The following is a 23302-nucleotide window of genomic DNA, read 5'->3' as shown; positions in this document are numbered from 1 at the left end:
CCTCAGCGCAGGCCGGACACCCGCAGATACGCGTTGATCAACGGCTCGCCCCACATGAACACGATCCAGCCCGCCAGGGCCAGGTAGGGCCCGAACGGAATCGGCGTGGCCCGGTCGCGGCCGCGCGAGTACAGCCAGATCGAACCGATGATCGCCCCAAGCACCGACGAGAGCAGGATGATCGGCAGGATGCCCTTCAACCCACACCAGGCGCCCAGCGCGGCCAGCAGCTTGAAATCGCCGTGGCCAATGCCTTCCTTGCCGGTGATCTGTTTAAACAGCCACCACACCGACCACAGCAGCAGGTAGCCGGCAATGGCGCCCAGCAGGGCAGGCTTGGCCGGCATGTACAGGTTGTCGATGCTGCCTATCAGCCCCAGCCACATCAGCGGCAGGGTGAGCTGGTCGGGCAACAACTGGGTGCGCAGGTCGATACCGGACAAGGCCACCAGGAAGCAGCTCAGCACGATGGCACCGAAGCCCTGCCAGCCGAAGCCGAACTGCCAGACGCTGGCCACCACCAGCAGGCCGGTCAACAGCTCGACCAGCGGGTACTGGATGGAGATCGGCGCGTGGCAGTGGCGGCACTTGCCGCCCAGGACCAGCCAGCTGAACAGCGGGATGTTCTCGTACCAGGACAGCTTGTGCTTGCAGTGCGGGCAGTGCGACGGCTCGACCACGATCCCGGGCGGGGGTGGTTCGTAGATGTCCGGAAGCTCGAGCACCTCGCGGGCGTCGCGCTTCCACTGCCACTCCAGCCGCTTGGGCAGGCGCAGGATCACCACATTGAGGAAGCTGCCAATCAGCAACCCCAGTGCGGCCGCGGCCGGATAGCCGAGGCCGGGATGCTGGTCGAGAAATGCCATGTGCCGTTAGACCACCGAAGCCAGTTTGAAGATGGGCAGGTACATGCCGATGACCATGCCGCCGACAATGGTACCAATGAATACCATGATCATCGGCTCCAGCAGGCTGCTCAGGGCGTCGACGGCATTGTTCACTTCCTGCTCGTAGTACTCGGCCACCTTGAACAGCATGGCATCCAGCGCGCCGGCCTCTTCGCCGATGGCGGTCATCTGGATGACCATGTGCGGGAACAGGTTGATCTGTTTCATCGCCATGTTGACGGGATAGCCGACCGAGACATCGTCGCGCATACGGAGAACGCCTTCTTCGTACACCTTGTTACCCGTAGCACCGGCAACGATGCCAAGTGCCTCAACCAGCGGAACGCCGGCCCGGAAGGTCACGGCTGTGGTGCGCGCAAAGCGCGCGATCGCGCTGTTGTGCATGATCTGTCCGATCACCGGCACCTTCAGAATGGTTCGGTCCATGGCGTGCTGCATGGACGGCGAACGCTTGTAGGCAAAAATGAAGCCGCCGATGGCGCCGCCGGCAATCAGGACAAGCAGCCACCACCACGACACCATGAACCTCGAAAGGTTCACGATCATCTGCGTGAATGCCGGCAGTTCAGCGCCGAAGCTCTTGAAGACGTCTTCGAACTGCGGCACCACCCAGACCAGCAGGATGCCGCTGACCAGAACCGCCACGGCCATCACCATGGCCGGATAGAACAAGGCCTTCTTGATTTTGCCCTTCAGTGCCTCGATGTTTTCCTTATAGGTGGCCACCGTGTCCAGCACCGTCTCCAGCACGCCGGCGCCTTCACCTGCTTTGACCAAGTTGCGATACAGCTCGTCGAACTGGACAGGGTGCTTGCTCACTGCCTCGTACAGGGAAGAGCCGCCCTCAATGTCGGTGCGGACACTGTCCACCATCTTCTTCATACGCGGGTTTTTGTGCCCGCTACCGATGATCTCCAGTGCCGATACGATCGGCACACCGGATTTCATCATGGTAGCCATCTGACGGCTGAAGAACGCGATGTCCTTCGCGCTGATCGCTTTGCCCGCAGCCCCGAACAGCGGTTTGGGTTTCGGTTTCACAACACTTGGCATGATGCCCTGCCGGCGTAATTCAGCGCGCAGCAAGTTGGCGTTCTTGGCGGGCTGCTCGCCCTTCATCTTCACGCCCCGCTTGTCGGTCCCCTCCCAGACAAACGGCTGCATCTCCGTGGTGCTACGCGCCACGGGCTCTTTCTTGACAGCACTACGGCTCACAGACATACAGGCTCCCCAGCCGCGCCATCCCCAGGCGGGCTTCTGGACCGAATGGTAGCCGGTTCCGGGGCATCGTGGCATCCCTTCCGGGCGACAATCCGTGACCTTCGTCGAGGACCGGGGCCGTCAGAAGGTGACGCACCGCGTCACAATGCCGGTTGTGTCGCAAATTACCGTGAGGGGGGTTCCAATCCTGAAGATTGCTGCCATCATTGCGCCGGGGAATGCTGGGGAGCATTGCTGAGAAGTTGGCACGCAACCTGCTTTCAACCACCCGCACGGGCGATTGCCATGCTCAGCCGGTCTACCGGCCAGGCGCGACCCAGTGTTCATTTTTCAAACCACCTCTAGGGGATGTACTCATGAAGAAGCAGCAGGGCTTTACCCTTATCGAACTGATGATCGTTGTCGCGATCATCGCCATCCTGGCCGCCATCGCCATTCCGGCCTACCAGGACTACGTGGTCCGCTCGCAGGGCGCGTCGGCTCTGGCTGAAATCACCCCGGGCAAGGTTGGCTTCGAGCAGGCTATCAACGAAGGCAAGACCCCTTCGACTGACGCGGACGCCGCCGGCTTCATTGGTGTTGCTCCGGAAACCTCGTACTGCGAAGTCGTCGTGACCGACGACGCCATCACCTGCACCACCAAGGGTGGCAACGCAACCAAGTTCAACGGCCAGACCGTGGCATGGACTCGTGACGCTGATGCCGGCACCTGGGCTTGCACCTCGAGCCTGGCCGACAAGTACAAGCCGGGCAAGTGCGAGTAATCAGCTGCTGATTACTTGATCAGGAAGCCCCCGCCAAGAGCGGGGGCTTTTTTTTTGGTTCTTCTCCCATCTGAGGGGAGAAGGCGCACGGCCGACCAGCTGGATTTGTAGTTGTCGAGAAAGCAAACCGAGGCCGGCCGTGGCCAGGCTGGATTGTATGCCGTTGCCGGGAGGCTGGGCGGGGTGTCGCCTGGATGGATGGCGCCGCGAGGCACGTGGCGGAGCCACGTGGCTGGTGCTTTCGCTGCTGCCTGATCCGCGACGCCGACGCCGACGCCGCTGCAGTGCTGCGGCAAGTAGGTAGTGGCCATCCACGACCATGCGCTCCGGCGCATACGTGACTTGCCTGTGTTCGACGAGCCGTTGGAGTTGGAAGTCCAGCGCCACCGGAAAACAGTCAAGGCGCTTGATTTCAGGCATCTGATGCAGACGCTGGCCCGGTGGACCTATCGGACGTACGGGTGATCGCGATGGATGAGTTTGCGATCCAGAAGGGGCATCGCTACGCCACCGTGGTCGTCGAGCCATCGCGCAAGCGCGTGTCTGGGTCGGCCGAGTACCCAGCCGCGCTGACAAACGCCCCTTCTTCGAGCTACTCGGCAGGGTCGGTTGTGTACGCATCCAAGCCGTGGCGACGGACATGAATTCGGCCTTTGATGTCGACGTCAAAGCCCAGTGCCCCAACGCTGAAGTGGTCTACGACCTCATCCACGTGGTGGCCAAGTACGGGCGCGAAGTCATTGATCGGCTGCGGGTGGACGATGCCAACCATCTGCGCACCGACAACCCTGCGCGACGTGTAGTGAAGACCTTGCGCTCGCTCCTGCTGCGCAATCGGCACAACCTCCCTGCTGAGCGGCGCGTCTAACTCAAGGAGTTGCTGGCCGCCAACAAAGCCTTGCTGACCACCTATCTGCTCAAAGACGACCTGAAGCAACTGTGGGGCTACCGAAGCCAGGGCCGGGCGGAAAAGGCCTGGCGGTCATGGAGGCATCGCGTCCTGCGAGGCGGGCTGGAGCCGCTGCGCATCTTTATCCGCCGTCTGCAGCCTTATCTCCCGGGCACCTTGGCCCACTGCCGGTGGCCTCTCGGGACGAACCTGGTGGAAGGCGTCAACAACAAGATCAAGGTCATCAAGCGCGTCGCCTACGGATGCCGAGACGACGCGTATTTCTTCCTGAAGATCCGGGCGGCCTTCCCCGTACTTGGGTGAAGAACCTTTTTGCCCCAATGAACTTGGCACGAATTCTGCTTTCCTTGCTGATTAACGATAGGGGAGCGTTCCAATGCAGAGGTCCAAAGGCTTCACGCTGATCGAGCTGATGATCGTGGTGGCGATCATCGCGGTGCTCGCCGCGATCGCCATTCCCGCCTACCAGGGCTATGTCGCCAAGACCCAGGTCACGGCAGCGCTGGCCGAGATCGCGCCCGGCAAGAACGGGGTTGAGTCGGCGCTGGCGACGGGCAATGCGTCCCTGGTCGACGCCGCCTACGTCGGCCTCGCCACCCCTACCAGTCATTGCTCGACCGTGGTCGCGTCCCTGGCTGCCGACGGTTCGGCGCAGATCAGCTGCGTCGTGGTTGGAAACCCGCAAGTGGTGGGTGCCAGCCTGAGCTTGAATCGGGATGCGGGCGGCCAGTGGAGCTGCGAAGCGCCCAGCCTCGCCGAGCGTATCCGCCCCCGCAACTGCAATTGATTTCCCATTGTCTGGGTTAAGCTGTAGCCCCCGGAGCAATCAGCCGTGACGCCCCTATGAATGCAGTAGTGACCGCCAATCTCGTCGGCATCACCGGTATCGCCCGTCGTCTCGTGCAGGACGGTGCGCTGGATGAGGCTGCAGCGCGCGATGCGATGGCCAAGGCGGCTGCAGCGAAGCAGCCTTTGCCGCAGTACTTTGCTGAAAAGAAGCTGGTAACCCCGGCGCAGCTGGCCGCAGCCAATGCGCTCGAATTTGGCATGCCGCTGCTGGACGTGTCGGTATTCGACAGTGCCCAGAGCGCCATCAGCGTGGTCAGCGAAGAGCTGCTGCGCAAGCATCATGTTCTGCCGCTGTTCAAGCGCGGCGGCAAGCTGTTCGTGGGTACCAGTGACCCGACTCACTCGCTTGACGAGATCAAGTTCCACACCAATCTGGTGGTGGAACCGATTCTCGTCGACGAGGAGCAGATCCGTCGTACGCTGGAACAGTGGCAGTCCAAGCATGACGCCCTGGGCGGTTCACTTGGCGGCGGCGACGACGACGGCATGGCCGACCTGGACGTGTCGGGCGGAGATGATGAGGGTGGAGCTGGGGCAGATTCCGGTCACGACGCCAAGGGGGACGACACCCCGGTCGTGAAGTTCGTCAACAAGGTGCTGGTGGATGCCATCCGCAAGGGCGCATCGGACATCCACTTCGAGCCGTATGAAGACGACTACCGCGTGCGGTTCCGCATCGACGGGCTGCTCAAGAACGTGGCCAAGGCGCCGGTGAAGCTCAACCAACGCATTGCTGCACGCCTGAAGGTGATGTCGCAGCTGGATATTGCCGAAAAGCGCGTGCCGCAAGATGGGCGCATAAAGCTCAACCTCTCCAAGTCCAAGCAGATTGACTTCCGCGTCAGCACCCTGCCGACCCTGTTCGGCGAAAAGGTGGTGCTTCGTATCCTGGACGGCAGTGCTGCCAAGCTGGGCATCGACAAGCTGGGTTACGAGCCCGAGCAGCAGAAGCTCTTCCTGGAAGCGATTCATAAGCCGTACGGCATGGTGCTGGTCACTGGTCCCACAGGCTCGGGTAAGACGGTATCGCTTTACACCGCGCTGGGTATCCTCAACGACGAAACCCGCAACATCTCCACGGCGGAGGATCCAGTTGAAATCCGACTGCCTGGCGTGAACCAGGTCCAGCAGAACGTCAAGCGCGGCATGACCTTCGCAGCCGCGCTGCGATCCTTCCTGCGACAGGATCCAGATATCATCATGGTCGGCGAAATCCGCGATCTGGAAACGGCCGAGATCGCCGTCAAGGCAGCGCAGACCGGCCACATGGTGCTCTCCACCCTGCATACCAACGACGGTCCGCAGACCATCGCGCGCCTGATGAACATGGGTATTGCACCGTTCAACATCACCAGTTCGGTCACGCTTGTGATTGCTCAGCGACTTGCGCGCCGACTGTGCAACAACTGCAAGCGGCCGGTGGATCTGCCGCCGAACGCCTTGCTAGCCGAGGGCTTCACTCAGGCTCAGCTGGACGCGGGTGTCACACTGTACGAGCCGGTTGGCTGTGAAGAGTGCACCGAAGGCTACAAAGGTCGTACCGGCATCTACCAAGTCATGCCGATGAGCGAAGAAATCGCGGTGATCGTGCTTGAAGGTGGTAACGCCATCCAGATCGCCGAAGCAGCTCAGCGTGCAGGCGTGAACGACCTACGCCAATCCGCGTTGGTTAAGGCCGCCGCCGGCACCACCAGCCTGGCTGAGATCAATCGCGTTACGAAGGATTGACCCCCTGCAGGGCGCAGATCAGCTCGCACGGGTGCTTGAGTATTCAGTGGTCAACGGGCGGGGTGTGAAATCGGGAGCTTGCTCTCGGTTCTAAAGGTGGTTTTCAGCAATACTTCGGCAGGGACCTGAGGGGTACGGACGAGCACGTCCGCGCAGGAAGCTTCATTCGCAATTGACAAGGACGTCGATGTGATTCCACGATTTTCGATGGTCTTCGCACCGCTGATGGTTGCGTTGCACGCTCGACGCGGCCCAAGCCGATGACAGAGATTGGCGATGGGACGCAGTTCCCCCCAAACTCGCAGTTGTAAGGCCCTAGAGCGCGGACTGAGTGCATTACGACTCCGGTTACCATGCCAATGGCGAGTGCCGCTTCCGCAAGGGCGACCTGCGCGCTGAGATTGACCCGCTCGGCCGACGCACCGAGTACCTGAAGTACGACGCCTTCGGCCGCGTCGTGCAGGCCCGAGGCATTGACGGGGTCGTGGTGGAGCAGCTGTTCGACCACACTGGCCGCCCGCGCGGGCAGGGGTTCCGGTTATTAATATGCCGAAGGAGGGCCCCGTAATGCAGGGTCTTTCTATTACAGGCGGCCTAGCTCGCCGAGGCGTGTACTTTCACGGGGCTCACTGTTACGAGTGGCGTTGAAATCTCCCTTTGCATCTCATTAGGGCACTCTTGTTTCCGGGACGTAGCTCCCATTCCAGACCGCCCTCTTCAGTCAGACTGCGGTTTGTAAATTCATAAGGCCGCCTGTGCGCGTGCCTCCAATTGCCAATCCACAAGGAGGTGGTCGTGCATGTTCGAATTGTGAAGGCATTGGTCTTGTTGTTGGCGCTTTCGTTGCCCTCTGCCATCGCGACTGCGGCACAACAGCCACCGATCGAGCCGAAATTCTGCTTCGGCAATAAGTGCTTCCCGACCCTAAGCCAGGCTGAGGCCGAGCTTCGTGCCACATCTGGTCCATATGGCTCGTTGTGGACCCACGAAAAGGTCTCCCACTACAGGGACGCAGTGCCCGGTGGAGCGGTGCTAAGTCACAGATACGTGGTCAGAGATCAAGAGGCGCTAGCGGCGTACAAGGCCGGCTACCGGGTGGGTGGTAATGGTGCAAAGGAAGGCATCTGCACTGCCCAAGTTGACCCTCGCGATCCATTTCTCTGTGCGGACGAAAGTGAGGCCGTTGAAGGAATGATGGCGAAATATCGAGCTTCATCCCTTGACTGCACCTACTCGGATGAGCGCTACGAAGGCAGCTACGGAACACCCTATGTATCCGTGCGCGACGGTGGTGGATATGGCTCGGTCTATTACAGCAAGCCCTCAAGGCCCGAGCAGCGATTTTATAGGTACTCAATTTGGTGTCCTGGTTGGGGGTCGCCCACTCCTAGCCCACGTGAGCTACAGCTGACCAAGATTCAACATTTCGAATGTGCAGTCGGCTTCACGCCGATCTATGCAGATAATCCTGCCTACACGTCCAATGGTACTGCCTTGGAATGGCCGCGTGTTTGCCGCGCGACCATGGCGGCACAGTACATCTACGCATGGAATGTGAATCAAACCTGCTCTGCAGCAAGCACAAATAATCCTTGCTTCCCAGCGACGGGGGATAAGGCACGCGCCGAAGTGGATTTCACCTTCGCAGGCAGGCCCTTCATTCGTCACTATCACTCTGTTAACCAACTGCAGGGGGCGGCTGAGCTTGGTACAGGTTGGTCGCATAGCTACTCCGATTTCCTGCTTTCCACGAATCGAAAGATACGTGCGGACGATCGAGGTTATCTCCAGACGTACGGAACTAGCGGAAGAGGGAGTCAGGCGTCTGCCGAGCTGCTCCGCGCCGGCGCAAACAATACCGCAGAGCTCATCGAACCCGACGGGACGGTCCGCCTGTATCGGGGAGATGGGCGGCTGATCCGGGTTGATACCGGCAAAGCGCCCACCAGCGTGACCATAACCTACGACCCCAAGTCCCGAATCGATCGCATTACAGATGATACGGGACGGTCGTTGCTGTTCGGGTACGTGCATGACCGACTTTCCTCGATCACCTTGCCTGACGGATCGCAGGCGCGATATACCTATGACGAGTACGGCAACCAGACCGGCGTCATTCGTCCGGACGGTTCGTCTCGGACGTACGTCTACGGAGAAGCCGGCCACGCCCCGTCGGACGTCCGCAACCTTCTTACGGGCATCGTTGAGGGCAGAGTCCGGTATGCCACTTTCTCCTATAACGCAAGCGGCAAGGCGGTTGGAAGCTATCTGCTTGCTGGCGGTCAGCCGGTCGACGCCGGGTCCATTACCTACAACGCGGACGGGTCCGCAACCACAGTAAATGAACTGGGGGATGTGAAGCAGCTTGAGATCGGTGGCGCGCAGTTCCGAGCCATCACCAAGACAGTGGACGCCCAGGGGACACGCTCCCAGATCTTCGACACCAACGGCCGCCTCACGTTGAAGGTCGACGCTGTCGGTAGTCGGACGACCTTGTCCTACTTGGAGCCCAACAGTGGCGCAGTATCGCAGATCGTCACCCGCACCGTGGAGTCCATCGGCCGCATAGGCCGCACAACGCGCGATTCGAACAACCGCGTCGTAGAGGAGCGTGTCAGCCAGAAGATCACCGGCGGCGAACAGCTCATCTCCCTGCATCGCCAGGCATACGACACCCAGGGCCACGTACTGTTTTCTTGCCAATACGACGCCAACCTACCCACCGACTATGTCTGCGGCTCCTTGGTCACGGCGCCCATCAACGTGCGTCAGTCGCAGAACACCTATTGCACCGAAGCAGACGCAGCTGCCAACCCCGTACTCTGCCCATTGCCCGGCTTGCAGCTCACCGCTGTCAACCCAGCCGGCGCCATCACCCGCTTCGAGTACCATGCCGCCAATGACTCCGGCTGTGATGCCAACGGTGAGTGCCGCTTCCGCAAGGGCGACCTGCGTGCGGAGATCGACCCGCTCGGCCGCCGCACCGAGTACCTGGAGTACGACGCCTTCGGTCGCGCTGTGCAGGTCCGTGGCATTGACGGTGTGGTGGTGGAGCAGCTGTTCGACCACAACGGCCGAGTCCTTGCCGAAACCATCAAGGGCGACGTACCGGCCAATGATCGAATCCGGCTCTACGAGTACAACTCCACCGGCAAGCTGACCCGCGTCACCCAGCCCGACGGGGTCTGGACCCGGATGCATTACGACACCGCCGACCGCCTCACCAGCGTGGAAGACGCGGCAGGCAACCGCATCAACTACGTGCTGGATGGAGCGGGCAACCGGGTGCGCGAGGAAGTACGCGACAGCAGTGGCGTGCTTCGGCGTGGGCTGGACCGCCTGTTCGACACCGCCAGCCGTATGACCCGGGTAACCGGGGCATACGGCCAGGCTACCCAGCTGCGTTACGACGCCGTGGGCAATCTGCTGGAGACAGAAAATCCAGTCGGTACGATATCCAAGAGCACGTACGACGGCGTGGGGCGGCCGACCAGGCAGATCGATGACCTCGGCGGCATCAACGCCGAGATGCGTTACGAGTACGCGGCGAACGGCCAGGTTGAACGGGTGGTCGATCCCAAGGGCCTGGCGACCACCTACGCCTACGATGGCTTCGGCCAACTTGTCACCCAGACCAGCCCCGATACCGGCATCACCCAGTTCACCTACGACCGCCTCGGCAATACGCGGACTCGTACGGATGCCCGTGGCGTCACAGCGCAATACGAGTATGACGCCATAGGCCGCGCTACGGCCGTGCGCTTCGCCGACCCCGCCGCCGATATCCAGTATGTCTACGACCAGCCATCAAGCCAATGCCCGGCCGGTGAGCGTGCGGGCATAGGCCGCCTTTCCAGCATGATCGATCCCAGCGGCCGTACCGACTACTGCTACAGCCCGGTTGGGGATCTGGTACGACGCATACAGGTGGTTGAAGGGCACGCGCTGGTGCTGCGCTATGCGTATGCGCCGTCAGGGCGTCTTCAGTCGATGACGTATCCAGACGGCAGTCTGGTGGACTACGGCTACGACACCCTCGGCCAAGTCAGCAGCGTGGGGGTCACCCCGGCAGGCGGCACCCGTGAGGTGCTGCTGCAGGGCGTGCAGACGCTGCCCTTCGGGCCGGAGCAATCCTGGACATTCGGCAACGGCCGCCGCCTGGATCGCAGCTATGACCAGGACTACCGTCCGCTGACCATCAGCGACGACCGCGACGGGTTGAACGTGGCCTTTGGATTCGATGGCGCCGGCAACATCGCGTCGCTGACCGACGGCGGACCGCAGGGGCAGGGCGCGACTCTGGACTACGACGCAATGGGGCGCCTGACGGCATTCAAGGACGCGCAGTCGGGCGTTGCCATCGAGCAATACACCTATGATGCCACCGGCAATCGCCTGTCGTTCGGAAACTCAGCAGGAACGCAGACATACGCATACCCGGCGGATAGCCATCGATTGGCATCAGTGGATGGCGCGGTCCGTACGTACGACGCAATGGGTAACACGCTGACGATCGGTGGTGAATGGCAGTACACCTATGACGTCGCTGGCCGGCTTAGCCTCGCCAGCCGTACGGGGTCTTCCCAGGTGAGCAATGTTCACAACGCCGCTGGGCAGCGAGTCCTTCAGGTGTCCGGCGCTGAAAGCAAGCTGCACTTGCATGGCGAGAACGGCGAGTGGCTAGGCGCCTATGGCGCCAACGGTACTCCGAGTCAGCAAGTGATCTGGCTGGGTTCCCGGCCCGTGGGTCTGATCCAAGCAGGACGGTTGCTGTACATTGAGTCCGACCATCTGGGCTCGCCGAGAGCCCTGCTCGATCCCCAGCTCGATTCAATAGTGTGGCGCTGGAGCCTGATGGGCGAGGCTTTCGGGAGCGGCCCACCGGAAGAGGATCCTGATCATGACGGTGTTTCTCAGGAGTTTTCGCTTCGTTTCCCTGGTCAACGGGTGGATCCGGGCATTGGCCTGAACTACAACTACTACCGGGATTACGAGCCACAAACAGGACGATATTCCAAAAGCGATCCGATCGGACTGGCGGGCGGCGTAAGTACCTACTCGTATGTTTCGTCATCCCCCCTTACGCTCATAGATCCGCAAGGGCTGTACGAGACGACCGTCTCGGCCTTCTGTCGGCAAAATCCCGGGCACTGTGTCATGGGGGCGACTGGTGCCTTGGCAGGTGCAGCCGCACTCCCGAAATCAGATTCGATGTCTGATGGTCAGTGCAATACGGATGACCGTTGCCGACAGATCGTGGCAGACATGCGAGCGGCGATGCATGAGGTGAACAGGCGTAGGGAGGAAATGCGCATTGATAAGTGCAATATGTACAATCTGGCCCGTATTGCGCCAAATCCAGCGCTCGGCCCCAGCTGCCCTGGCTCATGGGATGGACACGGGCAACAGATTAGAAACTGGCAGAACAGGCTCAGGAAGCTGATTGAAAAAGCTCTTGCGAATGGTTGCTACCTGCCTTCGGGGGTCTTTGATGCGGCGTATGGTGGTCTACCCAGCATGCCGAGAGGATACTAAGTTGGTTCATGATTTTGATGAGACAGATGAGGTCATCTTCCTGCTCTCAACAGACTGGTTCTCGTCCTGGATCGTCTCGCTGGGTCAGTGGCGTGGCGGACAGGCTTCGATAGAGCGGACGAAGAATATCGCTAGGCGTGCTACATCAGACCTTCTTTCGGGAGCCGCTGACTACTATTTCACTGATCTGTCGCCGACCAGAAAGGCGGCGACCTTTGATCGGTTCATGAAGGCACTGAGGCCGAGTTTGGATGAGCAAGAGTTACGCGATTTGTTTCGGTTGGTGAGATTTGTATCCGACCAATCGCTGCTCACCCGGGAGCAAAGGTGGGCGCTCAAGGCAGCTTTGATTCATGAGATGGTCGGCGGTTTTGAGGCTGACGCCCGCGCTGCATTGGGCGCGGGAGTGGTGGTCGTCGTAGTCAACACCTTGGAGCTGCTCGGTGTCGGCGAGATCCCATTCCAGCCTGAAAGCAGGTGGGACCTGGAGCTTGATGGCAAATTTGGTGGTCTTTCTGGAAGGCTCGAAGACTACGCAGGCTCTGTCTATGCCCCCAATGTGCTCTTGCATGAAGTGGCAGGCGCCACTCGTCGTCTACAGTACACCCCGTTGGACGTGGAGCTGCTGTCAGATTGGTGGGCGTGCACTGCTCAGCATCTTTCCATGTATGTCGATCCTCGCTCACTCGCTATCCTGCTCTCTCGGTTTACCGAGATGGCTGGGGAATCGTAGGCGCCTCTCTCATTTCCGATGAGAGCGATGTCGAGGTGGCGTTGAAGTATTGGCCGGCCCACTCTAAAAGGGATCGTCACGCAGGGCGTGACTCTACGGCTTTGATGCTCTCAGCGTATTGATCGGTGCTTGTGCTGCAGGTCAAGCCACAAGCCCTGCGAGGTGCGGCAGAACGGTCCCAAGCGCTGGGCCAGATCGAGGTCCAAGTCCTGGTCGCCAGCGAGGAAGCACTCAGCGAAGTCCTGCGATACGCCGATGGCGTGGGCGAAGTCCAGGGTGGAAGCGCCCATCGGGGCGAGGATGAGTTCGCGTACCAGCCAGCCGGGGTGCTCGACGATGATTCGGCTGTCCGGGGTGGTGCGGCCCAGCTTGGCGATGTGCTTCTCGAAGGCGGTGGAGGTGCTTCGGCGCGCTTCTTCGGGGAACTCGATCAGGGTCACGATCATCTGGCCCTGGGTTGCTTCGATGCTTACGCTTGCGCCGACTTTGAAGCCGGCGCTCTCCAGCCATCGGCCGTGTATGGACAGACATGGGACTGTGCCGCCGTCGAAGGTGTCCATCCAGGCGTAGGTGTGTACGCGGACGGTGTAGTGGCGCGGTCGGTCGGCCGTGGGCAGCAGGAGTTCGGGGAAGAGGGGGGTATTGCGTGGCGAGCGCATGGGGAGCCTCCGAGGGGAAAATCTCCCTTGCCATTGCGGCAAGGGAGCCGGGAGGTTCGAAACCGCATGCGTGCGAGCGGCGTGGCGTATTTCCCCCGTTGAGGGGTCTTGTATTAGCCACCCTCCCGGCATGGGACGTCCATAATTTTGCACACATCAGGAGTTTCGAAGCTCCGTCCCCACCATGCGCCGTGGTGGGGGCGGTAGCCAATCGATTCTGTCTGTTGGTTTTGCCGGGTTTGATAGGCGATGCCAACAGGTTGTCGCTAGCGACCCGGGTGGGGGCGGTAGTGCGACGGCGGTGCGGTTTTGTTGGGCTATTGGCGACAGGGTATCTGGCGTTACGTGGGGCACGCATGGAGTGTCGCTACGCGGGTTCGTGCCTGTAGCGACACGCCGTGCGTGTCCAGCGGGATGTCTGGTGAAGCGGTCCCGTGAGCGGTTGGGTTGGTCGGCGCGTCTCAGCCACGCAGGGCGTGGCTCTACGGTTTCATTGCCGCAACGTTGCATTCAACCCGATTCCGGGTTCAGTCCATTCCCAGCTTCTTCAGCTTGTACCGCAATGCGCGGAACGTGATCCCCAACTGCGCGGCAGTCCGCGTCTTGTTCCAGCGGTTCTCTTCCAGCGCCTTCTGGATCGCGGTGCGTTCCATCTGCTCGATATACGAAGGCAGCGCGCCGCTCCCCGCCGGCAGATCCACCACCGCTTCCTCATGCGCCGCCACCGGCGCCCCACCATGCCGCGGCACACCCTGCTGCGGCAACCGCAGATCGCTAGCCCCGATGGTGTCACCCTCGGCCAGCGCCAACGCGCGCTCCAGGATGTTTTCCAGCTCGCGCACGTTGCCCGGGAAGTGATACGTGCCCATCGCCTCCAGCGCCGACGGCGCCAGCAGCGGAGTGGGCCGCCCATGCGTACGGGCCAGCCGGGCCAGGATCGAAGCCGCAAGCTGCGGCAGATCACTACGGCGCTCGCGCAGCGGCGGCACACGCAGCTCGATCACATTGATGCGGTAATACAGGTCGTGGCGGAACCGCCCATCTTCCACCAGGTCGCCCAGGTCCTTATGCGTGGCAGAAAGAATGCGCACATCCACCGGCACTTCGGTGGCCGCGCCCACCGGGCGGATCGACTTTTCCTGGATCGCCCGCAGCAGCTTCACCTGCATCTGCAGCGGCAGTTCGGCCACTTCATCCAGAAACAGGGTGCCGCCATGCGCGGCCTGGAACAGGCCCGGCTTGTCGGCATGGGCGCCGCTGAAGCTGCCCTTCTTGTGCCCGAAGAATTCGCTTTCCATCAGTTCCGATGGAATGGCGCCGCAGTTCACCGGCACGAACGGGCCGGCCGCGCGCGCGCTCTGGCCGTGGATGGTGCGGGCTACCAGTTCCTTGCCCACGCCCGATTCGCCCAGGATGTACACCGGCGCCTGGCTGCGGGCGACCTTGGTGATGGTGGCGCGCAGGCCATCCATCGCCGCCGATTCGCCCAGCAGGCGTGCGGTGGTGTCGCTGGTCAGCGGCGGCGGGGCGGGCCGTTCGCTGTTGTTGAGCTCCAGCGCATGCTTGACCAGCCCGCGCAGCACCGAGATGTCCACCGGCTTGCTGACGAAATCAAACGCGCCGGCCTTCAACGCTTCCACCGCCAGGTCCATGCTGCCGAACGCGGTGATCATCGCCACCGGGGTGCGCGGGTAGTGCTGGGCGATTTCAGTGACCAGCTCGATGCCGTTGCCGTCGGGCAGCCGCATGTCGGTGATGCACAGGTCGTAGGGGTTGCTGGCCAGCAGCTCGCGCGCTTCGGCAAGGTTGGCCGCGGTGCTGATGCGCAGGCCCATGCGGCCCAGGGTCAGTACCAGCAGTTCGCGGATGTCGCGTTCGTCGTCGACGACGAGGGCGCTGCGGTTTTCGTTCATATGGGGGAAAGATAGCCGAGTGCGGTTGAAAACGACAAACTATTGACGCCTGCAGAGTAGCGCGTCATTGCGGCCGCATGGTGTGCGGCCCCGGAAGTACCAACCGGAAGCAGGCGCCGCCGGCGGGCACCGAGACATACTCCAGGCTGGCCTGGTTGCCCTTGCACAGCTCACGGGCGATATACAGGCCCAGTCCGGTGCCATGTTCGGAGGTGGTGTAGAACGGGCGGAACAGCTGGCTGGCCACCGATTCGGGAATGCCCGGGCCCCGGTCCATCACGTCGATCACCGCATTGCGGTCCTGGCGTGCCACACGCAGGCGTACGCGGGCCGGGTCCTGGCCGGTGCGGCCGTACTTCAAGGCGTTGTGCACCAGCACGGTGAGGATCTGGTGCAGGTGGCGCGGGTCCACCAGCCCATGCACGGAAGACTCGCTGATGATCGGCTCGATGCTGTCGGTTTCCAGCGTGAGGCTCTGCTTGTACTCCAGCACGAAGCGGCGCACGAAGGCGGCCAGGTCCAGGTTTTCCGGGTTGGCCCGCTCGCGCCGGGCCAGGCCCAGCACGCTTTCCACGATGCCGTTGGTGCGCTGGCACTGCTGGTGGATGATCTGCAGCAGGCGGCGGTCGGTATCGCCAATGGCGGCGGATTCCTCCAGCAGCTGGGCGGCGTAGTTGATGGCTGCCAGCGGATTGCGGATCTCATGGGCCAGGCTGGCCGAGAACCGGCCCATGGCCGAGAGGGTGAGCGATTCGGCGCGGCGTGAGACCACGGTGGAATCGTCCAGGAACACCAGGGTCAGGTCGCTGCCGGCCAGCAGGCGGGCAAAGCGCGGCTGCACTTCGGGCTGGTCGGGTGACAGCTGCAGGGGGGTTTCTTCGTTGGTCCAGCCATTTCGCCAGCGCTGCAGGCGGCGGCTCAGGTCGGGCGCGGCGCTGCCCAGTTCCAGCAGGCCGCTGCCGCTGTTGCCGTCGTTGTCGCCGATCAGGGTGGCGGCGGCCTCATTGGCCAGGGTGATGCGGTTGGCGCCATCGACCACCAGCACGCCGGTGCGCATGCGGCGGATGATCAGTTCGTTGATCTCGAACAGGTTGGCTACTTCGGCGCCGCGCTGGTTGGCCAGCTGCTGGTTGCGGCGGGCGCGGTTGCCCACCTGGTAGCTGACGAAGGCCAGGGCCAGGAAGCTGGTGATGAACATGGCCAGCTCGGCCAGGGTGCGGTTGGGCACGCCGGTTTCCAGCAGGTTCCAGACGTATTCGCCGGCGGTGGCGGCGCTGGCGGTGAGGGCCAGGCTCAGGCCCATCGACAGCGGCAGCAGGGTGGCAGCAGCGGCGATATTGAACAGCAGGGCCATCGACAGTCCGGCGCTGGCGCCGGGCAGGGCGTGGGCCAGCAGCACGGTGGCGACGATGTCGATGAGCACGCTGCCCACCACGATCGGGCGCAGCCAGCGCTCGTTGCGGCCGGCCACCAGGATCAGCAGCGACAGCGCCAGGTAGCTGCCGCTGACGACGGCAGCCAGCTGCGGGTGGGTGGATTCGCCCACCATCCCATTCAACGGGCTGAACAGCAGGGCGGCGATGACCGCTGCGATCAGGACCCGGTAGAGGGCGAAAAAGTACAGCTCCCGCTTCGGCATGGACTCGATGCGGTCGATCAATGAAGCACTGGGTGACACGCCGGAACTCCCCTTCTGGCTGGGCCCAGTATAGGCATAGGTTTGGGCCCCGAGCCGCGCATTTTGACCATTCCCGACCCACCCCCGGCGGGGCGGCCCGGGCGCAACTGCCTGAATGAAGGTGGAAATCTCCCCCTCTTCACGCCCGGGCCCCGGTTTCTTTGCGCCGCGCCGCCGGGTCGTCCACAATAGTGGGCCCGCCGCGGTCCGTGCGTGCGGTCGTTCCTATTCCCACGGTGACGCATGAATTTCCACGAATACCAGTCAAAACAGCTGCTTGCCGAGTACGGCATTCCCGTCCCGGCCGGCAAGGTCGCGGCAACCCCCGATGAAGCCGTCGCAGCTGCCAACTCCCTGGGCCAGGGCCCCTGGATGGTGAAGGCGCAGATCCATGCGGGCGGTCGCGGCAAGGCTGGCGGCGTCAAGTTCTGCAAGACCACCGATGACGTCAAGGCCGCTGCGGCCAAGATGCTCGGCACCAAGATGGCCACCTACCAGACCGCTGGCGTTGAACTGCCGGTCAACCTGGTGCTGGTGACCACCGCTGGTGAGATCGTCAAGGAGCTGTACCTGTCGGTGCTGGTTGACCGTGGCACCAAGACCATCACCTACATCGCTTCTTCGGAAGGCGGCGTGGAGATCGAGCAGGTGGCTGCTGAAACCCCGGAGCTGATCCACTCGCTCAACGTTGATTTCGTTGAAGGCGTGCAGGGTTACCACGGCCGCGATTTCGGCTTCAAGCTCGGCCTGACCGCCAAGCAGGCCGGCCAGTTCGCCAGCATCATGGTGAACCTGTACAAGCTGTTCAACGAAAAGGACCTGGCGCTGGTTGAAATCAACCCGCTGGCCATCCTGGACGACGGCAACCTGTACGCGCTGGATGGCAAGTTCGACAGCGACGACAACGCCGCGTTCCGTCAGAAGGCCCTGGTCGCCATGCGCGACAAGACCCAGGAAGACGAAACCGAAGTGACCGCTTCGGAGCTGGACATCAACTACGTCACCATGGACGGCAACATCGGCTGCATGGTCAACGGCGCCGGCCTGGCCATGGCCACCATGGACGTCATCAAGCTCAACGGCGGCGAGCCGGCGAACTTCCTGGACGTGGGCGGCGGTGCGAACAAGCAGCGCGTCATTGAAGCGTTCAAGCTGATCCTGTCTTCGGACAAGGTCGAAGGCATCTTCGTCAACATCTTCGGCGGCATCGTCCGCTGCGACATGATTGCCGAAGGCATCATCGCCGCTGTGAAGGAAGTGGGCGTCAAGGTTCCGGTCGTGGTGCGCCTGGAAGGCACCAACGTGGAAGAAGGCAAGCAGCTGCTGCGTGACAGCGGCATGGCCATCATCCCGGCCGACAACATCAACGACGGTGCCAAGAAGGTCGTTGAAGCTGTCAAGAACGCCGCCTGATCCGACACCGAAGGAATAACAATGTCTGTTTTGATCAATAAGAACACCAAGGTGATCGTGCAGGGCTTCACCGGCCAGCAGGGTACCTTCCACGCCACTCAGATGATCGAGTACGGCACCCAGGTTGTTGGCGGCGTGACCCCGGGCAAGGGCGGCACGACCCACATCGACCTGCCGGTCTTCAACACCGTTGCCGACGCCGTGCAGGCCACTGGCGCCAACGCGTCGGTCATCTACGTGCCGCCGCCGTACGCGGCTGACGCGATCCTGGAAGCTGCGGCTGCCGGCATCAAGGTCATCGTGTGCATCACCGAAGGCATTCCGGTGCTGGACATGCTGCGCGTGAAGAACGTGCTGACCCGTTCGCATCCGGACACCGTGCTGATCGGGCCGAACTGCCCCGGCGTGATCACCCCGGGCGAGTGCAAGATCGGCATCATGCCGGGCCACATCCACAAGCCGGGCAAGATCGGCATCGTGTCGCGTTCGGGCACCCTGACCTATGAAGCGGTCAAGCAGACCACGGAAGTGGGCCTGGGCCAGTCGACCTGCATCGGTATCGGTGGCGACCCGATCAACGGCCTGAACTTCGTTGACTGCCTCAAGCTGTTCAACGAAGACCCGCAGACCGAAGGCATCATCATGGTCGGCGAAATCGGCGGCGACGCCGAGGAAGCTGGTGCGGAGTACATCAAGAACCACGTGAAGAAGCCGGTCGTCGGCTTCATCGCGGGCGCTTCGGCTCCGGCCGGCAAGCGCATGGGCCACGCCGGTGCGATCGCATCGGGCGGCAAGGGCACCGCTGAAGGCAAGTTCGCTGCCATGGAAGCTGCCGGTGTGGTCACCGTCCGCTCGCCGGGCGACCTGGGCGCCGCCATCGCCAAGCTGGTCAAATAAGCGCGCCAGCCAACCCTGCGTAGTGCCGACTGTTAGTCGGCAAAGGAAAAGCCGCCCCAAAGGGCGGCTTTTCTGCTTTTGCAGTCCGCCGAACCACCAGCGCTACAATGGGCCATCGCAACCACAGGCTTCACCCCATGACGTCGATCCGCATCGCGATGGCCCAGTTCGATTTTCCGGTGGGCGCGGTCGCGCAGAACACCGACAACATCATCGCGATGATCGCCGAGGCGCGCGATGAGTTCGGCGCCGAGCTGGTGGTGTTCCCGGAGCTGGCCATCAGCGGCTACCCGCCCGAAGACCTGCTGCTGCGCCCGCGCTTCCTGTACGACTGCCAGGTGGCCATGGGCCGAATCGCCGAATCCACCCACGGTATCACCGCGGTAGTTGGCTGGCCCGAGGCCACCGGGGCAGTGGTCTACAACGCCGCCAGCGTGCTGCGCGACGGCGAGGTGCTGCACACCTACCGCAAGCGCGAACTGCCCAACTACGCGGTGTTCGACGAACGCCGTTACTTCGATATCGACCCCGATGGCGGCAGCTGCGTGTTCGAGCTGAAGGGCGTACCGGTGGGCGTGCTGGTCTGCGAAGACCTGTGGTTCCCCGAACCGCTGGCCGACACCGTGCGCAGCGGCGCCGAGCTGGTGGTGATTCCCAACGCATCCCCTTACGAGCGCGGCAAGCACGCCCAGCGCGACGCGCTGCTGGCCGAGCGCACCCGCGAAACCGGGGCGGCCCTGCTGTACGTCAACATGGTGGGCGGGCAGGACGCGCTGACCTTCGATGGCGCCTCGGTCGTGGCCGATGGCGATGGCACCGTGCACCCGGCCGCGGCGGCCTTCACCGACCAGTGGCTGGTGGTGGACTACGACGCCGAAAGCCGCCGCTTCCTGCCGCGCGAGTGGATGGACGACGGCGACGAGAGCATGGATGCACTGGCCTGGCGCGCGGTGACCCGCGGCATCCGCGACTACTGCGGCAAGAACGGCTTCAAGAAGGTGTGGCTGGGTCTTTCCGGCGGCATCGATTCGGCGCTGGTGCTGGCGATGGCGGTGGACGCGCTGGGCGCGGACAATGTCACTGCGGTACGGCTGCCCTCGCGCTATACCGCCGACATGTCCAACGACCTGGCCGCCGAGCAGTGCCGCGCGCTGGGCGTGAAGCTCGAAGCAGTATCGATCGAGCCGGTGTTCGAAGGCCTGATGACCGCGCTCGGCCCGATGTTCGAGGGCCAGCCCGCGGATGTGACCGAGGAGAACCTGCAGTCGCGCGCGCGCGGGGTGATCCTGATGGCGTTGTCCAACAAGTTCGGCGGGCTGCTGCTCACCACCGGCAACAAGAGCGAATACGCGGTGGGCTACGCCACCATCTACGGCGACATGTGCGGTGGCTACGCGCCGCTGAAGGACCTGTACAAGACCGAGGTGTTCGGCCTGTCCAAGTGGCGCAACACCGTAGGCGGCGCGCCGGTGATCCCGCCGGCGGTCATCGCCCGGCCGCCGTCGGCCGAGCTGCGCGCCAACCAGACCGACCAGGATTCGCTGCCGGCCTACGACGTGCTGGACGGCATCCTGTACCGCTACGTGGACCAGGAGCAGTCGCGCGAGGAGATCGTCGCCGCCGGCTACGCCGCCGAGGTGGTCGACCGCGTCCTTCGTCTGGTACGCACCAGCGAGTGGAAGCGCCACCAGGCCGCACCGGGGCCGAAGGTCTCGCGCCGCGCATTCGGTCGCGAACGCCGCTACCCGATCAGCAACGGATACAAAGGCTGAACGAACGGGCGTATGACCGGGCGCGGCAAGCGCGCCCGATGACTTCATGAAAGTGGCCACAATCGGCGGGACCTAGAGTGCGCGCCTGATTGCCTCGGTTTCTGCTGCATGCCCAACATCAACACCAAGATCCATACACTTGCACAAGCGCTGTGGAACAAGCGCAACAACGTCTCGTTGTCGTCAAAGACTCGGCTCAAACTCACCGAGATCGCCAATGCCGAGTTCGGTGGTAGTGCCAAGCATGTATTCAACGGCAAAGCCGGAGGCGTGGCTCGGTTCGACGGTGATGGCGCGGGGCTACGCACGGCGATTGTTGGTGGGCTGATGAATGTACGTTCGCCGGTTTTGCGGAAAACAATGAATCAGTGGCTTGAGCGACTGCCTGCTCCCGGTCCGCATCCAGGTAATCGGTTCGAACTCAAGGTCACACAGCGCTTCGCGACGGCCCCGGATCGCATGTCCATCGTCAGGACATGGCTCGCCACTTCCCCGATCGGCGGCGCCGCGCAGCGGCAGGAGCTGCCGGCCGTAGAGATTCCGCGCGAGGACTACCAGACGACCCGGATTCCCGCCGCCGGGATTCCGGAGCCGGATTATGACGACGCGCAGGTGCCGATTCTGCCTGAGGAAGATGACCATGAGCCATTCCGTCCAGAGCCAGAAGCACGTCAGTCCCGCGGCGCGCAGGACGGGCCTTGCGTTCGATTCAATGACACTGTGCATGTCGTGCCCGCTGCGCCGGTAGACGAGACGGAGATGTCGTCGGCGCCTGAACCGTCTCAACTGAGAGAGGCTTCCAAGTCAAAGCACGACATCCTGCTGTCTCAGTTCCTCGAGGAGATAGCGCAGTCGCGCGAGGAAGGCAGGCCGCAGGGTGATTTCACTCCGGAGGAGCTGGAAACGTTTGCGAACGCGGCGCTCCGCTCAAACGCCGTGTCCAGGCGGGCGAAGGCCAAGATAAGGGATATCGTGGCCACCACAGCTGCGGTGCCCACCGCGACGCGGCTTGAGCGGCTGATCACCCGCTAGGGACTGAGCGAAACGAGAAAGCGCATCCATGGGTGGTGGCTAGAGTCAGGGTTTTCCTACGGAGACACCCTTATGCATGTTCCTTCCCCCGAAACGCGAAACGTCGGCCATAGCCCTTACCCGGTCCCGACGCAGGCGCGAACGGCCACCGTGGCTGATCGCCCCGTGCTGGCGTCCATCGCCAATGCGCACATGGCGCGGACCGCAACGACCGTAGCGCCGATGAGCTACGCGGTCGGGCGCTTCCAGGTGGCCAACGTCACCGTGCGACAGGCCGAGCCCCGGGATGCCATCCCGGCGCCGGATACTCGCTCGATCTCCTGAAGCCGCAAACGAAAAAGGGTCCCGCCAGGGACCCTTTTTCTGTTTCAGCACCGCGCTGGTATCAGCGGCGATTCATCGTGGCGTTGCGCTGGCCGGTGCTGGCGGACTTCTCGCCGGCGAACGGGTTCAGCTTGCGGATCATCCACGGATACTTCGGCCAGTTGCCCTGCAGCCACGGATGTTCGGGCTGGTTGAGTTCGAGCACGCGGCGGGCGTCGTCGGCCAGGGTCTTGTTGCCTAGGTGGGTGTAGGCCTCGCCCAGGGCGGCCACGGCGTCGTACTGGAACGCGCTCTGCGGGTAGGTATCCAGCAGGTAGTTGGCGCGGCCGGCGGCGGAGACGTAGGCCTCGCGGCGCAGGTAGTACAGCGCGTTGTCCAGCTCATGCTGGGCGAACACGTCGCGCAGCTCCAGCATCCGGCTGCGTGCATCGGCAGCGTAGCGGCTGTTGGGGTAACGCTCGACCACGATGTTGAAGTCGGCGTAGGCCTGGCGTGGCGTGGACAGGTCGCGGCGGCTCGGGTCGAGCGACCACACGCGGCGCAGGAACACCGTGTTGCGGTTGCTGTTGGCCAGGCCACGCAGGTAGTACATGTACGCGATGTTGCGGTGGGTCGGGTAGGTGCGGATGAAGCGGTCGATGCTCGACACCGCGTCATCGTGCTTGCCGGCCTTGTACTGGGCGTAGGCGGTTTCGATCATCGCCTGCTCGGTGTACGGGCCGTACGGGTACTGGGCGATCAGGCGGCGGAAGGTGGCTTCGGCGCCACTCCAGTTGCCCTTCTGCATCAGGCCGTGGCTCTTGTCGTAGATCGTTTCGACAGGCTGGCCTTCTTCCGGGTTGTCACCCTTGGCGCCACGGTGGCAGCCGGTGGAAACGAGGGCCAGGACCAGCATCAGGGCCGCGGTGCGGACGGGCGCGGACAGCAGGGAAGAGCGTCGGATCATGGGGTCAGGGCGGGACGCGG

Annotated in this window: 17 protein-coding genes and 1 pseudogene; 12 read left to right on the top strand and 6 right to left on the bottom strand. The window is 62.8% G+C overall.

All coding sequences use genetic code 11. The features are described from left to right. Positions 1-2 precede the first annotated feature (2 nt). Complete coding sequence (locus tag ACQG3P_RS10585) at positions 3-866, bottom strand: prepilin peptidase (protein ID WP_068853817.1); 864 nt, start codon at positions 864-866, stop codon at positions 3-5. Positions 867-872: 6 nt separating this feature from the next. After that, complete coding sequence (locus tag ACQG3P_RS10580) at positions 873-2129, bottom strand: type II secretion system F family protein (RefSeq protein ID WP_426805010.1); 1257 nt, start codon at positions 2127-2129, stop codon at positions 873-875. A gap of 356 nt (positions 2130-2485) precedes the next feature. Between ACQG3P_RS10580 and ACQG3P_RS10575 the strand changes: the two genes are divergently transcribed. The 7 genes and pseudogenes from ACQG3P_RS10575 (at position 2486) to ACQG3P_RS10545 (ending at position 12648) form a co-directional block, all read left to right on the top strand. Then, a complete protein-coding gene (locus ACQG3P_RS10575; protein WP_426805009.1) occupies positions 2486-2893 on the top strand; it encodes a pilin in 408 nt (135 codons plus the stop codon). Between the two features lie 139 nt (positions 2894-3032). Next, positions 3033-4106 (top strand): annotated as a pseudogene (locus ACQG3P_RS10570) (ISL3 family transposase). A 73-nt stretch (positions 4107-4179) separates the two neighbouring features. Next, entirely contained in the window at positions 4180-4590 is a 411-nt protein-coding gene (locus tag ACQG3P_RS10565) for a pilin (RefSeq protein ID WP_426805008.1), read from the top strand. Between the two features lie 56 nt (positions 4591-4646). Further along, positions 4647-6380 (top strand): type IV-A pilus assembly ATPase PilB, encoded by a 1734-nt coding sequence (pilB, locus tag ACQG3P_RS10560; protein ID WP_426805007.1) that lies wholly within the window; start codon positions 4647-4649, stop codon positions 6378-6380. A 331-nt stretch (positions 6381-6711) separates the two neighbouring features. Continuing rightward, complete coding sequence (locus tag ACQG3P_RS10555) at positions 6712-6948, top strand: RHS repeat domain-containing protein (RefSeq protein WP_426805006.1); 237 nt, start codon at positions 6712-6714, stop codon at positions 6946-6948. 227 nt (positions 6949-7175) lie between these two features. Then, positions 7176-11915, top strand: a complete 4740-nt coding sequence (locus ACQG3P_RS10550) for an RHS repeat-associated core domain-containing protein (RefSeq protein ID WP_426805005.1) — start codon at positions 7176-7178, stop codon at positions 11913-11915. Between the two features lies 1 nt (position 11916). Beyond that, on the top strand, positions 11917-12648 hold the full coding sequence (locus tag ACQG3P_RS10545; protein ID WP_426805004.1) for a hypothetical protein: 732 nt from the start codon (positions 11917-11919) through the stop codon (positions 12646-12648). Positions 12649-12758: 110 nt separating this feature from the next. On the opposite strand, the gene ACQG3P_RS10540 is transcribed toward ACQG3P_RS10545, so the two are convergent. The 3 genes from ACQG3P_RS10540 to ACQG3P_RS10530 form a co-directional block, all read right to left on the bottom strand. Continuing rightward, positions 12759-13307 (bottom strand): SymE family type I addiction module toxin, encoded by a 549-nt coding sequence (locus tag ACQG3P_RS10540; protein ID WP_426805003.1) that lies wholly within the window; start codon positions 13305-13307, stop codon positions 12759-12761. 527 nt (positions 13308-13834) lie between these two features. Then, positions 13835-15220 carry a sigma-54-dependent transcriptional regulator gene (locus ACQG3P_RS10535; RefSeq protein ID WP_426805002.1) on the bottom strand — a complete coding sequence of 462 codons (1386 nt, stop codon included), beginning with the start codon at positions 15218-15220 and terminating at the stop codon, positions 13835-13837. 64 nt (positions 15221-15284) lie between these two features. Further along, positions 15285-16898, bottom strand: a complete 1614-nt coding sequence (locus ACQG3P_RS10530; RefSeq protein WP_426805001.1) for a sensor histidine kinase — start codon at positions 16896-16898, stop codon at positions 15285-15287. Between the two features lie 243 nt (positions 16899-17141). Between ACQG3P_RS10530 and sucC the strand changes: the two genes are divergently transcribed. From sucC to ACQG3P_RS10505, 5 genes are all read left to right on the top strand, one after another. Further along, entirely contained in the window at positions 17142-18311 is a 1170-nt protein-coding gene (gene sucC, locus ACQG3P_RS10525; RefSeq protein WP_068853794.1) for an ADP-forming succinate--CoA ligase subunit beta, read from the top strand. Between the two features lie 21 nt (positions 18312-18332). Further along, a complete protein-coding gene (gene sucD, locus ACQG3P_RS10520) occupies positions 18333-19208 on the top strand; it encodes a succinate--CoA ligase subunit alpha (RefSeq protein WP_093533719.1) in 876 nt (291 codons plus the stop codon). Between the two features lie 137 nt (positions 19209-19345). Continuing rightward, positions 19346-20980: an NAD+ synthase gene (locus ACQG3P_RS10515; protein ID WP_354276293.1), complete on the top strand. Its 1635-nt coding sequence runs from the start codon at positions 19346-19348 to the stop codon at positions 20978-20980. A gap of 108 nt (positions 20981-21088) precedes the next feature. Further along, on the top strand, positions 21089-22012 hold the full coding sequence (locus tag ACQG3P_RS10510) for a hypothetical protein (protein WP_249832990.1): 924 nt from the start codon (positions 21089-21091) through the stop codon (positions 22010-22012). A gap of 150 nt (positions 22013-22162) precedes the next feature. Continuing rightward, positions 22163-22336: a hypothetical protein gene (locus ACQG3P_RS10505; protein WP_179197348.1), complete on the top strand. Its 174-nt coding sequence runs from the start codon at positions 22163-22165 to the stop codon at positions 22334-22336. A gap of 61 nt (positions 22337-22397) precedes the next feature. Here ACQG3P_RS10505 and ACQG3P_RS10500 read toward each other — a convergent pair whose 3' ends face one another. After that, a complete protein-coding gene (locus ACQG3P_RS10500; RefSeq protein ID WP_068853791.1) occupies positions 22398-23282 on the bottom strand; it encodes an outer membrane protein assembly factor BamD in 885 nt (294 codons plus the stop codon). Between the last annotated feature and the right edge of the window lie 20 nt (positions 23283-23302).

The sequence above is a fragment of the Stenotrophomonas sp. SrG genome, from assembly GCF_050031795.1.
Taxonomy (GTDB): Bacteria; Pseudomonadota; Gammaproteobacteria; order Xanthomonadales; family Xanthomonadaceae; genus Stenotrophomonas; species Stenotrophomonas rhizophila_A.
This window is presented reverse-complemented; position numbering and strand designations above follow the sequence as displayed.